Origin of the sequence: Zunongwangia sp. HGR-M22, assembly GCF_027594425.1 — a bacterium.
In the GTDB taxonomy this organism is placed as follows: domain Bacteria; phylum Bacteroidota; class Bacteroidia; order Flavobacteriales; family Flavobacteriaceae; genus Zunongwangia.
Window position 1 is genome coordinate 590,259 of sequence record NZ_CP115159.1, and the last position, 12,963, is coordinate 603,221.

Genomic DNA, 12,963 nt, shown 5'->3' on the forward strand with positions numbered 1-12,963 from the left:
AAAATAACATGACAAATTTGGTACTCTTTGGTCCTCCTGGTGCGGGCAAAGGAACTCAGGCAGATATTCTTAAAGAAAAATATCAATTAGTACATATTTCTACAGGCGATGTTTTTAGATACAACATCAAAAATCAAACAGAACTTGGTTTAACCGCAAAATCGTTTATCGATAAAGGTCAGCTAGTGCCAGACGAGGTTACTATCAATATGCTAAATGCTGAAGTGGATAAAAATCCTGATGCTAAAGGTTTTATTTTTGATGGATTTCCAAGAACCGAAAATCAGGCAGATTCATTGGCTACTTCTCTTCAAGGTAAAGGCACCGAAGTGAAAGCAATGATTGCTTTAGAAGTAGAGGATGAGGTTTTGGTAAAACGTTTATTGGAGAGAGGAAAAACCTCTGGAAGGAAAGACGATGCCGATGAAGCAGTAATTAGAAATAGAATTAAAGTATACTACGACGAGACTGCGATATTAAAAGAGTATTACGAGAAACAAGATAAATATTATGGTGTTGATGGTGTAGGTTCTGTAGAAGAAATTACAGCAAGAATCAGCAACGTGATCGACAAATTATAATTCGAATTTAGATAATGAGAGAAGGGAATTTTATAGACTACGTTAAGTTACATGTATCTTCTGGAAATGGTGGATCTGGTTCTTCACATTTGCATCGCGAAAAATATGTAGCAAAAGGTGGCCCAGATGGTGGTGATGGTGGTCGTGGAGGTCACGTAATTTTACGTGGAAATAAAAACCTTTGGACATTATTTGAATTTAGTTTTAGAAGGCATGTGCGTGCTGAGCATGGCGGTAACGGAGGTAAGCAAAGAAGCTCTGGTGCCGATGGGCAGGACGAAATTGTAGACGTGCCTTTGGGAACGGTAATTAGAGATACCGAAACCCAAGAAATTATAGATGAAGTTACCGAAGATGGCCAGGAGGTCATTATCGCTGAAGGCGGTATGGGTGGTCGTGGTAATTGGCATTTTAAAACTTCTACCAATCAAACGCCACGTTACTCTCAACCGGGTATCGATGGACAGGAATTAGACATAACTTTAGAACTTAAAGTGTTGGCCGATGTAGGTTTAGTAGGTTTTCCAAATGCAGGAAAATCTACTTTACTGTCGGTGATAACTTCGGCAAAACCTAAAATTGCCGATTATGAATTCACTACACTAAAACCCAATCTGGGGATCGTAAAATATCGTGACTTCAAATCTTTTGTGGTTGCCGATATTCCGGGAATTATTGAAGGTGCTGCGGAAGGAAAAGGACTTGGATACCGTTTTTTAAGACATATTGAACGAAATTCGACATTATTATTTCTGGTTCCAGCCGATGCAGAAGATGTAACTAAGGAATATGAAATATTGGTGGATGAACTTCGACGTTACAATCCTGAAATGTTGGATAAAGATCGTTTAATAGCCGTATCTAAAACCGATATGCTGGATGATGAGCTAAAAGCTGAATTGAAAGCCGAATTAGACGAAAATCTACCGGTGCCTTATTTGTTCATATCTTCAGTCGCACAACAAGGCTTAACCGAGCTTAAAGATAAGCTTTGGGAAATGCTTAATAAAGATCCAGAGGACAGGAAATAGACTATTTCATTGGATTTAATATCCATATCGATTACACTGTATTCGTAGATATTTTTGATTTTTAAAGCTTCTTTTTGCAAAGTTTAATGCAAACTAAGAAGTTGGACGATTTTTGCTTAATTTTAAAAGGTAGTTTAAAATTGTCAAATATGAAGTTAGTCTTTAAGCTTGTTTTTTTCTGTATGATCCTTGTTTCTTGCAATACGCCGAGAACCACTTTCGATTATGATGCGCAAACTAATTTCGATAATTACAAAACATATCAGTTATTTCCAGATTTTAAGACTGACATGAGTCAGCTTGATGAAAAAAGGATTATCAATAGTATCGATCATTTTACGCGTCAGGGAGGCTTAGCCTTAGCTGAAGAGAACCCAAATTTGTATATCAATGTTTATACGGAGAAATTTCAGGAGCAAAGTAATAACACACTGGGAGTTGGCGTAGGTAGCGGCGGTGGAAATGTTGGAGTAGGGGTTTCTGGGGGAATTCCACTTGGCGGTCCAAAAGATTATGTTCGGTTTATAATCGATTTTATCGACGTAGAAAAAGACGCTTTAGTTTGGAAAGCCGAAGTTGAGGTTAAATTCAATTATAATGCAAATCCAGATCAGCGCCAAGCTTTATTCGATAAAGTTTTTGCAAAAGCCTTAGCAGCTTATCCGCCCAAAAAGTGATTAAAAGTCTTTTAAAAGAAGCTTGGGACACTTACCAAGTAGTTTTTTCAAAGGGTATATTTCAACTTTTTACTGTCTCTCAAATACATTCCTAATATTAATTAGAGATCATTGTTAAATCACCTTCTATAATATTTGTTCAATTATTTCAATATTTAAAATAAGTCTGGGTTCTTTTGTTATTCTAAAATTGAGCTTGAAAATTGTGATAATAGTGATGGTTGTAAATTAATTAGATAAGCCTGATTTAGTCATTATCAGTAGTAATATTCCTATAATAAAAAAGCTCCGGATATACCGGAGCTTCTTAGTTTTATGAAGTTAATTTTAATTATTCTTCAACAACTTCCATAGTAGTAAAGGTAATTACACTTCTACGGTTTTTAGCATATTCTTCTTCAGAACATCCTTTTGCTTCAGTACAATCATTTACTGGTTGCGATTCTCCATAACCTTTAGTTGTTATGTTCTCAGAAGCAATACCATTATTTACTAAATATTCCTTAGTAGAATCAGCTCTTCGCTGAGAAAGTTTAAGGTTGTACTCGTCAGATCCTCTAGCATCGGCATGAGAAGCTATTCTAATATTTGTAGCTTCACTATCTTTAAGAATATCTACTACTTTATCAAGTACTTCTTGATATTCAGGAGTTACTTCAGATTTATCAAATTCGAAGTAAATTCTATTTTCATGCGGAATATCAATTTGTCTGGTTTTCTTAACGTACTTAGTTCTTGTGAAAGAATATAAGTTGTCGTTACCGCCTCTATTAGAAGTTAAGTATCCTTTTTTCTCTCCTTCGTTAATAATGAAAGCGAAATCATCGTAAGCACTGTTAATAGAGCTACCAAGGTTTTCAGCTTCTGTAAAATCACCTTCAGATTTATAAACGTCTAAGTTTCCAAATCCTATGTGACCATCTGAAGCGAAGTAAAGAACATTGTCTTCGCTGATAAAAGGAAATTGTTCTCTGTGCTCAGTGTTTATTCCAGGACCAAGGTTTTCTGGAGTACCATAAGTTCCGTCATCATTTACAGAAACTTTATAAAGGTCAAAACCTCCTTGTCCACCTGGCATATCACTAGCAAAGTAAAGTGTAGATCCATCAGGACTTAAAGCTGGGTGCTCTGTAGAGAATTCTGCACTAGTAAAAGGAAGTGCTTCAATATTTGTCCATTGATCTTCAATTAATTCAGCTTTGTAAATTCTAATGTTAGCAACTCTAAGACCTTCTTCAGTTTTAAAACGCTTTTCATTAGTTCTGTCGAAATACATAACTGTACCATCTTCGTTAAATACAGCAGAGCTTTCGTGCTCGTCTGTATTAATTGCATCAGAGAAAAGTACTACGTTGCTAATCTCACCTTCTTCAGAAATCTCACCTGTATATAAGTCTAATGCAGGTTTTTTGTTCCAAGGGTAGATAGGACGAGCAGTATTTCTTGTTGAAGCAAATGCGATTTTATTTTCTCCAAAATATGAGATTCCAAAATCTGAAGATGCAGCATTATCTGCAGCTAACATTTTAGGCTCATAGATATAAAGATTACTAGAATCTACAATGCTTTCTTCGAATTCTTTCATATCTACATCTTTATCATAGTAAGATGCGAAATACTTATCTGCTTCGTCGTTCTTATTTGTGGCACGAAGTGAGTGTGCATATCTGAATTCGTATTCAGGTGCTATCTCTTCATGTCTTTCAAATAAAGTTGAGTACACTCCAGCTGCATTTTGCATCTGATTTGTGTAGAAGTAAGCATCTCCAAGATTTTGAAGAACTTCCTGGTTCTTTTCTGATACTCCTTCGTAGGTCGAAGCAGCATCTATGTAAGCTCGCTGTGCGAAAAGCTTGTCGGCTTTCCTGATTTCAGACCTTTGTCCGAAAGCTGCGATGCTTACAAGAAATATTAATAATGTACTATAAATGTTTTTCATATTAATCTTTTTTAGAAGAATCTAGGAGACTTGTCGTATCCTTTGTTTAAACCGAATAAATCTATATCAAACAACACCATGATTTCATGAGTACCGTCGTTGTAGTTTCCAAAATTCGTAGTAGTATAATCATAAGCATATCCTACACGAAGTTGTGGCGTGATCTTGAAGTTTACTAATCCTGTAACAGATTCGTCGAATCTATAACCTAGACCAGCTTCTAAACGATTGTATAAAAGAACATTTGCAGTTACATCAACAGATAGTGGAGAGTTTTTTACTCCTCTAGCCATAAATGCAGGTTTCAATTTTACATTTTGGCTAAGATCAAAAACATATCCACCAGTAATGTAATAGTGAATTTCTTCTTCTCCTATTCCACTTATACCTTGCTCATTTTCGATATGCTTAGCGGTAAATAGGTTAGGAGCAGATACACCTAAATAATAATTATCGCTAAACCAAAAAGCACCTGCACCAAATACTGGGAAAGTCTCATTATAGTTTTGAAAAGCTAAATCGTTTGGATCTGGAAGAACAATACCTGTAGTGTTAGAATCGAAAGTGGTTAAACCAGCCTTAGCACCAAGGGATAACTTACTGTTATTTGTTAATGGTAATACATAAGCAAAATCTGCAGTAATATTATTCTCTTTAATCCAATCTCCAACTTCGTCATGAACTACGGTTAAACCAACCTCAATTCTTTCGCTTATTGGAGTGTGGGCGAAGAAGTTGGCGGTGCGAGGTGCACCGTCAACATTTACCCACTGAGCTCTATAAATACCACCAAGGTTTAACATCCCTGGATCGTCTGTAGCATATGCCGGGTTCACAACACTCATATTATACATGTATTGTGTGAACACAGGATCCTGCTGAGACATACCCTTTAAAGAAAAAAGGATAATGCCTGTAAATATTAGATATTTTGTGATTATATTTTTCATTGCTTTCTAATTTATCCTGATTATCTGCTTAAGTATATTTTGCCTTGTTTAGCAGGAGTTGATCCGTCATTGAATTCAATCACATAGAAGTATACACCATTTGGTAAAACGTCATCTCCGATTGAAGATTCGCTTGATGTACCGTCCCATGGTTGAGTTGATGAATTTCCTTTATAAACCATTCTTCCCCATCTATTGTAAATCTCAACTTCATAATTTGGATAGTCAAGTTTTAAATATTGAAGATCAAAAGTATCGTTAAGCTGATCACCATTTGGAGAAATACCTTCTTGGAACGGAGTCTCACAATCTCCGAAATCAACTACATAAGTTGCTCTAGTAGAACTTTCACAGCCTGTTGCATTGTTGGATGCACTGGCATAGTAAGTTGTTCCGTCAACTAAAACAGTATTATTGCTAAGTGCATTATCACTGTCGGCAGAATCATACCAAGTAATTACATTATCGCTATTTATAGCTTCAGTTATATCTTGAAGTGTCGTTCTGTTAAATCGATCGTCATATTCACATATTTCAATAGCCGGAATAGTTGGTGCTTGTGGATCCTCAACGGTTACGTTAATAGCAACTCTTTCAGATTCACATCCAGAAGCATTGGTCTGAGTAGCGTAATAGGTTCCCGAAGTTAAAACTTCAGTTGCGTCTAACGCATCTTCAGTAGTCTCATCAGCATAATATGCTACATTGGTTCCTGGAACATTAATGTCTCCAACAGTTGCGCCGTCAACAGCACAGAAACTCAAATCTGTAGCGTTAGGGGTAGGTGCATCAGGAACTTCATTAACTGTAATTGTTAATGTAGAAGCATCTGTTCCACAATTGTTTGTTACTGTGTAAGTGAATACGTAAGTACCTGTTGTGCTAATGTCGAAGTTAGAATTATCACGATCGTTTCCGTCAAGTGAGAAAACTCCATTATCATCTGCTCCATTTAGGAATATACTTAGGTCTATCGGAGTGTCAGCTACACAAACATTTTCGGTAGCATCATCACCTGCATTAGCAGTAGCATTTACAGTAATTGTGAAAGTAGCTGAATCAGAAGTTCCAGCATTCACACAAGTGTCATTTTCATCAACAGTGTAGGTTACGGTATAAGTTCCAGCCGTAATCGCCATGAACATTCCCTCAGTAACCCCATCTCCAGTGAATTCACCAGAAGTGATTGCATTGTCAGAAAGGTAAGCTACAAGATCAATAGATTCATTAACACAAGCATTAAAAGCCATATCCTCACCAGCATTTGCATCAGCAGGGTTGTTTACAGTAATTGTGAAAGTAGCTGAATCAGAAGTTCCAGCATTCACACAAGTGTCATTTTCATCAACAGTGTAGGTTACGGTATAAGTTCCAGCCGTAGTCGCCATGAACATTCCCTCAGTAACCCCATCTCCAGTGAATTCACCAGAAGTGATTGCATTGTCAGAAAGGTAAGCTACAAGATCAATAGATTCATTAACACAAGCATCAAAAGCCATATCCTCACCAGCATTTGCATCAGCAGGGTTGTTTACAGTAATTGTGAAAGTAGCTGAATCAGAAGTTCCAGCATTCACACAAGTGTCATTTTCATCAACAGTGTAGGTTACGGTATAAGTTCCAGCTGTAGTCGCCATGAACATTCCCTCAGTAACCCCATCTCCAGTGAATTCACCAGTAGTGATTGCATTGTCAGAAAGGTAAGCTACAAGATCAATAGATTCATTAACACAAGCATCAAAAGCCATATCCTCACCAGCATTTGCATCAGCAGGGTTGTTAACAGTAATTGTGAAAGTAGCTGAATCAGAAGTTCCGGCATTCACACAAGTGTCATTTTCATCAACAGTGTAGGTTACGGTATAAGTTCCAGCTGTAGTCGCCATGAACATTCCCTCAGTAACCCCATCTCCAGTGAATTCACCAGAAGTGATTGCATTGTCAGAAAGGTAAGCTACAAGATCAATAGATTCATTAACACAAGCATCAAAAGCCATATCCTCACCAGCATTTGCATCAGCAGGGTTGTTTACAGTAATTGTGAAAGTAGCTGAATCAGAAGTTCCGGCATTCACACAAGTGTCATTTTCATCAACAGTGTAGGTTACGGTATAAGTTCCAGCTGTAGTCGCCATGAACATTCCCTCAGTAACCCCATCTCCAGTGAATTCACCAGAAGTGATTGCATTGTCAGAAAGGTAAGCTACAAGATCAATAGATTCATTAACACAAGCATTAAAAGCCATATCCTCACCAGCATTTGCATCAGCAGGGTTGTTTACAGTAATTGTGAAAGTAGCTGAATCAGAAGTTCCAGCATTCACACAAGTGTCATTTTCATCAACAGTGTAGGTTACGGTATAAGTTCCAGCCGTAGTCGCCATGAACATTCCCTCAGTAACCCCATCTCCAGTGAATTCACCAGAAGTGATTGCATTGTCAGAAAGGTAAGCTACAAGATCAATAGATTCATTAACACAAGCATCAAAAGCCATATCCTCACCAGCATTTGCATCAGCAGGGTTGTTAACAGTAATTGTGAAAGTAGCTGAATCAGAAGTTCCGGCATTCACACAAGTGTCATTTTCATCAACAGTGTAGGTTACGGTATAAGTTCCAGCCGTAGTCGCCATGAACATTCCCTCAGTAACCCCATCTCCAGTGAATTCACCAGAAGTGATTGCATTGTCAGAAAGGTAAGCTACAAGATCAATAGATTCATTAACACAAGCATCAAAAGCCATATCCTCACCAGCATTTGCATCAGCAGGGTTGTTTACAGTAATTGTGAAAGTAGCTGAATCAGATCCATTAGTAACACAACTATTAGTACTATTTACATTGTAAGTGATCGTGTAATCACCTGCTGTAGATGCAGAGAATTGTGTCCCCGATACACCGTTACCTGAAAAAGTACCGGTAGTAAGTGCATCACTACTTAGGTAATCGGTAAGTTCAATAGTTTCATTGATACAAACGTCAAAAGAAGCGTCGTCTCCAGCTTTAGGTGATACTGCAGGAGTTATAGTTACTTCAAATTCAGTATCGTCAGATACACAAGAACCATTAGTTGCCACAGCATAATAAGTTCCTGTTGTTAATGCAGTAGCGGGAGCTAGTTCTGTGGTTAAAGAAGCATCATCATAAATAGAAATGCTATCACCAGTGCCTAGATCGGCAACAGTTGCATTATCAGTTTCACAGAAAGTTTGATTAGCAATAACTGGAGCATCCGGAACTTCAGAAATCGCTACTTCGAATTCACTGGCTTCAGAAGTACAAGGTCCATCGCTGGCAACTGCAAAATAAATTCCGTCTACTAAAGCTGTTGAAGGTGCAAGCTCATTTGATAAGCTGGCATCATCGTAAATAGCTATATTAGTATCGGTACCTAAATCAGCAACAGTAGCATTATCAGTTTCACAAAATTCTTGATCTCCTATAACTGGAGCGTCTGGTTGCGCAGTAACCGTAATTGTGAAAGTAGCTTCATCAGTAGTACAATCATCAGCTACACTATAAGTAACTGAATACTCCCCAGCAGGATAGTTTGCCGGATCAAATTGACCATTAAGATCTGTGCCGTCTAAAGTAAATGCACCATCTGTATCAGCATCTCCAGAAAGAAGAGTGAATAAATCTAGCGTAGAGTCATTTGAACATACCACAGTACTAGCGTCATCACCAGCATTTACCGGTTCAAAAACGGTAACCGTAACTTCAAATCTATCTTCACTTTCTGTAGGAGGAAGAGGAGAGTCTACATTGTTGATTATCTGAGTAGCGTAATAAGTTTCTCCGTCAACTAATATGACATCATCACCCAAAGCTGGATTAGATGTAGCAGTACTATACCAACGAATTGCCTGAGTGTTTTCGCTTGTACCTTGTGCTACAAGGTCTGCAACCGTTGCTTCAGGGCAAAAAGTTTGCTGAGCTTCTCCTGTTGGAGCTTCAGCAACTATCGGGTCGTATCGAATCGCTAATCTTTCAGAAGGACAAGCATTTCCTGTTTGCCCTACCCAATATGGGTTTTCAGCAATTAAAGTTGTGTTTCCTGGAAGTGTATTAGTATCATATTGATCTGCAAATACAACTAAATTCATTCCTGGGTTATCATCTACTAAAGTAGCGATTAAATCATCTACATCGAAAGAATCTGAAGAAGATCCAAGAGTAGGGGAAAATGTAGTTCCGTATCCAGAAACTGGAGCCGGAGCTGAATTTACAGTTATATTTACAGCAATTCTTGTACTACAATCTCCATCTGCATTACCTATATAGTAAGTTGCTGCATTTTCAAGAAGCTCGTCACTAGGAATAGGATTCGTAGATGTTTCAGTTCTGTAAACTGTTGTTCCATCAGTTTCTATTTCTCCTACAGTCTGTAGGTAACAGAAAGTCTGATTCTGGTCGGTATTTGCCGTTGTTGGACAACCTTGCTGGCCGTACATAGACAATCCTCCCATAAATAATACAAAGGATAATAGGAACAATTTGGTTCCCCTAATCCTCAAAGTAAAATTTCGCATAGGCTAGGTGTTAAATTCGAATAATAATTAATAAATACAATATTTATAGCACAAATATTGTAATAATTTTTAACATGCGGATATAAAAAATGCTAGGATTTAGGAATTATTAGTATTTTTCCCCTTATTAGGCAATAACTGTTAAAGCTGTTTGGAAATGAAATCTTAAATTTATTATAAGTAATCTTAAAAAATTAACGTTTGGAGGTAAAAAATGTCTTAGGAATGCTGTTTTTTTTTATTTTATGTTGTAAAAGTAATGCGCAATCAAGTGAGGAGTTAAGAACAGCGAAAAAATTTATACAAAATTATGAACTCGATAAGGCTGAAATTTTTATAGATCGAAATTTTGAGTTTACCGAAGCAGGTAAGCTATACTTAGGTAACATTGCTAGTCATCTAAAAGAGTGGGATAAGGCTATCTATAACTATAAAAGTTTAGTAGAGCTGGATCCCAATTTTGCCGAATATCATTTTAAGGTGGGCGGTGCAATGGGCATGAAAGCTATTGAGATTAATAAATTTCAAGCAGCCTTTTTAATACCTAAAGTTAAAGAGCACTTAGAAAAAGCAGCTTCTTTAGATCCTAATCACATAGAAAGCAAAAGAGCTTTGTCTGAATTATATTTACAACTTCCTTCTGTACTAGGAGGTAGTTTTGAAAAAGGATTAGCACAGGCGAAAAGCTTAAATAAGTTAAGTAAGCTTGACTATTGCATTGCTATGGCTTCAGTTTATAATTACAAAGACGAAAAACAAAAATCAGCGAAATATATAAAAGAAGGTATTAAAGCTTTAAAAGGTAAACCGTCTTTAGTTTTGCGTAATTATCTCTATTTTGAGTTTGCGCAAGAAGGGTTAAGGTATGGAATACCTAAATCTGAAATTGATTCTCTCATGGATAAATATATACAGGGATTTAATTATTTGGATCTCAAAACTCCCGCGGAAGCTTATTTAAAGCTTGCTCAAATTTCAGAAAATAAATCAGATAAGTCCACCGCGCTATACTATATTAATAAATCATTAGAAATAGACGGAAATTCCAAAACAGCCTTAGATTTAAAAGAAGATATTAAGGATATGTAAGCTAGAACTTCGTGTTTAAAAAAGCAATAATTACATTTGCTGAAAATTGTTTCAATGAAAATTCATTTTATAGCTATAGGAGGGAGCGCCATGCATGCTTTAGCTATAGCTCTTCTCGATAAAGGATTTCAAATTTCAGGTAGTGATGATGCTATATTTGAGCCTTCAAAATCTTCACTTCAGCAAAACGGTATATTACCAAATGATTTTGGCTGGTTTCCGCAGAAGATTACAAAAGATTTAGATGCAGTAATTTTAGGAATGCACGCTAGAAAAGACAATCCAGAATTATTGAAAGCTCAGGAATTGGGCTTGAAAATTTATTCGTATCCAGAATTTATTTTTGAGCAATCTAAAACCAAAACTCGAGTGGTAGTTGGTGGTTCGCATGGTAAGACCACAATCACAAGTATGATTTTGCATGTGATGCATTACCATGATCGCGAGGTAGATTATCTTGTAGGAGCACAACTAGAAGGACTAGATAATACCATAAAGCTAAACGACAATAATGATTTTATGGTTATTGAAGGGGACGAATATTTATCTTCACCCATAGATCGTCGCCCAAAATTTCATTTGTACGAACCTAACATTGCTTTGCTAAGCGGTATTGCTTGGGACCATATCAATGTATTTCCTACTTATGAGAATTATTTGGAGCAGTTTAGCATCTTTATAGATAAGATTGTAAACGGTGGCATTCTTGTTTATAATGAGGAGGATTTAGAGCTAAAAACTATTGTTGAGAACAATACTAATCCTATAAGAAAACATCCTTATAAAACGCCAGAATATAACATTGAAGATGGGGAAACAGTTCTAATTACTCCGGAAGGTGATATGCCTCTAGAAATTTTTGGTAAACATAATTTAAACAATCTTGCAGGAGCAAAGTGGGTTTGCCAGCATATGGGGATAGATGAAGAAGATTTTTATGAAGCCATTGCAACTTTTAAAGGAGCTTCAAAAAGACTTCAGAAAATTAAAGAATCTGGAGACTTTATCGCTTTTAAAGATTTTGCTCATAGCCCTTCAAAAGTTAGGGCGAGTGTAAATGCAGTAAAAGAACAATTTCAAGATAAAAAAATCATTGCCTGTTTAGAATTGCATACGTTTAGTAGTTTAAATGAAAGTTTTATTGCTGAATATAAAAAATCCCTGGATGCAGCCGATACGGCAATTGTGTTTTATTCTTCTGAAGCTGTTGCGCATAAAAAATTAACAGCTATTTCTACTGAAGCTATAAAGTCTGCTTTCGATCGAGATGATTTAGTAGTAATTACTGAGACTTCAGAATTAGAAGATCATCTAAAAAAATCAAATTTCGATAATTCAGCTTTGCTTTTTATGAGCAGCGGAAATTATGGCGGTATCGATTTAGAACAGTTTGTTACTGAATTATAAAATTGGTTAAATTCTTTAATGCTTTCCTAATGTGTTGTATTTTAACTGAATGGAGGAGCAATCAGAACATTTTAGTATTAAAAATTGGGCAATAGATGATAGGCCAAGAGAAAAATTGCTTAGAAAGGGGAAGCTAGCTTTAAGTGATTCAGAATTGATTGCTATTTTAATAAGTTCTGGCAATCGTAAAGAAACCGCAGTAGAGCTTAGTAAGCGAATTTTGGCCTCAACACAAAATAACCTTAGTGAATTAGGAAAGCTAACGGTTAGCCAACTTTGTAAGTTTAGCGGAATTGGTGAGGCGAAAGCAATTACCATCATTGCAGCTTTAGAGCTTGGTCGAAGGCGACGTTTAGAAAATGCCTTAGAAAGAACCAAGATTACTTCTAGTAGATCTGTTTTTGAACTAATGCAACCTGTTATTGGCGAGTTGCCACACGAAGAGTTTTGGATTATTTATTTAAATAATTCTAATAAAGTTATTGATAAATTGCAATTAAGTAAAGGCGGAATTACCGGTACTCTGGTGGATGTGCGACTCACACTTAAAAAGGCACTAGAGATGGGTGCAGTTTCTATAATTCTGGCGCATAATCACCCCTCTGGAACATTAAAGCCTAGTACTGCTGATAAGAATTTAACGCAAAAATTAAAAACAGCATCAGAAAGTCTGGATATAAAAGTGCTTGATCACATAATTGTAACTGAAATGTCCTATTTTAGCTTTGCGGACGAAGCGATTCTTTAAAAATTCCCT

General features: G+C 36.6%; 9 protein-coding genes. 6 read left to right on the plus strand and 3 right to left on the minus strand.

Features of this window, described 5'->3' with window-relative positions:
• Window positions 1-8 precede the first annotated feature (8 nt).
• The 3 genes from PBT91_RS17590 (at window position 9) to PBT91_RS02490 (ending at window position 2,289) form a co-directional block, all read left to right on the plus strand.
• The gene (locus PBT91_RS17590) at window positions 9-581 is read left to right on the plus strand and encodes an adenylate kinase (RefSeq protein ID WP_333474218.1); all 573 of its coding nucleotides are present in this window, start codon (window positions 9-11) and stop codon (window positions 579-581) included.
• A 14-nt stretch (window positions 582-595) separates the two neighbouring features.
• Window positions 596-1,612 (plus strand): GTPase ObgE, encoded by a 1,017-nt coding sequence (gene obgE / locus PBT91_RS02485; protein ID WP_270060227.1) that lies wholly within the window; start codon window positions 596-598, stop codon window positions 1,610-1,612.
• A gap of 149 nt (window positions 1,613-1,761) precedes the next feature.
• Window positions 1,762-2,289, plus strand: coding sequence for a DUF4136 domain-containing protein (locus PBT91_RS02490; RefSeq protein WP_270060228.1), 528 nt, complete (start codon window positions 1,762-1,764; stop codon window positions 2,287-2,289).
• 331 nt (window positions 2,290-2,620) lie between these two features.
• Here the strand turns inward: PBT91_RS02490 and PBT91_RS02495 are convergent, their stop codons facing one another.
• Genes PBT91_RS02495 through PBT91_RS02505 form a run of 3 tightly spaced genes read right to left on the minus strand, consistent with a single transcriptional unit; the run spans window position 2,621 to window position 9,710 of the window.
• Window positions 2,621-4,228 (minus strand): OmpA family protein, encoded by a 1,608-nt coding sequence (locus tag PBT91_RS02495; protein WP_270060229.1) that lies wholly within the window; start codon window positions 4,226-4,228, stop codon window positions 2,621-2,623.
• Between the two features lie 11 nt (window positions 4,229-4,239).
• Window positions 4,240-5,178: a PorP/SprF family type IX secretion system membrane protein gene (locus PBT91_RS02500; protein ID WP_270060230.1), complete on the minus strand. Its 939-nt coding sequence runs from the start codon at window positions 5,176-5,178 to the stop codon at window positions 4,240-4,242.
• A 20-nt stretch (window positions 5,179-5,198) separates the two neighbouring features.
• Window positions 5,199-9,710 (minus strand): gliding motility-associated C-terminal domain-containing protein, encoded by a 4,512-nt coding sequence (locus tag PBT91_RS02505; protein WP_270060231.1) that lies wholly within the window; start codon window positions 9,708-9,710, stop codon window positions 5,199-5,201.
• 201 nt (window positions 9,711-9,911) lie between these two features.
• Between PBT91_RS02505 and PBT91_RS02510 the strand changes: the two genes are divergently transcribed.
• From PBT91_RS02510 to radC, 3 genes are read left to right on the plus strand one after another with little or no spacing between them, the layout of a single operon-like run.
• Window positions 9,912-10,799 (plus strand): tetratricopeptide repeat protein, encoded by an 888-nt coding sequence (locus PBT91_RS02510; RefSeq protein WP_270060232.1) that lies wholly within the window; start codon window positions 9,912-9,914, stop codon window positions 10,797-10,799.
• Window positions 10,800-10,853: 54 nt separating this feature from the next.
• The gene (locus PBT91_RS02515; protein ID WP_270060233.1) at window positions 10,854-12,206 is read left to right on the plus strand and encodes a UDP-N-acetylmuramate--L-alanine ligase; all 1,353 of its coding nucleotides are present in this window, start codon (window positions 10,854-10,856) and stop codon (window positions 12,204-12,206) included.
• A 49-nt stretch (window positions 12,207-12,255) separates the two neighbouring features.
• Complete coding sequence (gene radC / locus PBT91_RS02520; RefSeq protein ID WP_270060234.1) at window positions 12,256-12,954, plus strand: RadC family protein; 699 nt, start codon at window positions 12,256-12,258, stop codon at window positions 12,952-12,954.
• The last annotated feature ends 9 nt before the right edge of the window (window positions 12,955-12,963 follow it).

What these genes read in the sequence shown, in the direction of transcription:
- PBT91_RS02495 (WP_270060229.1), bottom strand. Translation starts at nt 4,228, where the DNA reads ATGAAAAACATTTATAGTACATTATTAATATTTCTTGTAAGCATCGCA.
- PBT91_RS02505 (WP_270060231.1), bottom strand. Translation starts at nt 9,710, where the DNA reads ATGCGAAATTTTACTTTGAGGATTAGGGGAACCAAATTGTTCCTATTA.
- PBT91_RS17590 (WP_333474218.1), top strand. Translation starts at nt 9, where the DNA reads ATGACAAATTTGGTACTCTTTGGTCCTCCTGGTGCGGGCAAAGGAACT.
- PBT91_RS02500 (WP_270060230.1), bottom strand. Translation starts at nt 5,178, where the DNA reads ATGAAAAATATAATCACAAAATATCTAATATTTACAGGCATTATCCTT.
- obgE (WP_270060227.1), top strand. Translation starts at nt 596, where the DNA reads ATGAGAGAAGGGAATTTTATAGACTACGTTAAGTTACATGTATCTTCT.
- radC (WP_270060234.1), top strand. Translation starts at nt 12,256, where the DNA reads ATGGAGGAGCAATCAGAACATTTTAGTATTAAAAATTGGGCAATAGAT.
- PBT91_RS02515 (WP_270060233.1), top strand. Translation starts at nt 10,854, where the DNA reads ATGAAAATTCATTTTATAGCTATAGGAGGGAGCGCCATGCATGCTTTA.
- PBT91_RS02490 (WP_270060228.1), top strand. Translation starts at nt 1,762, where the DNA reads ATGAAGTTAGTCTTTAAGCTTGTTTTTTTCTGTATGATCCTTGTTTCT.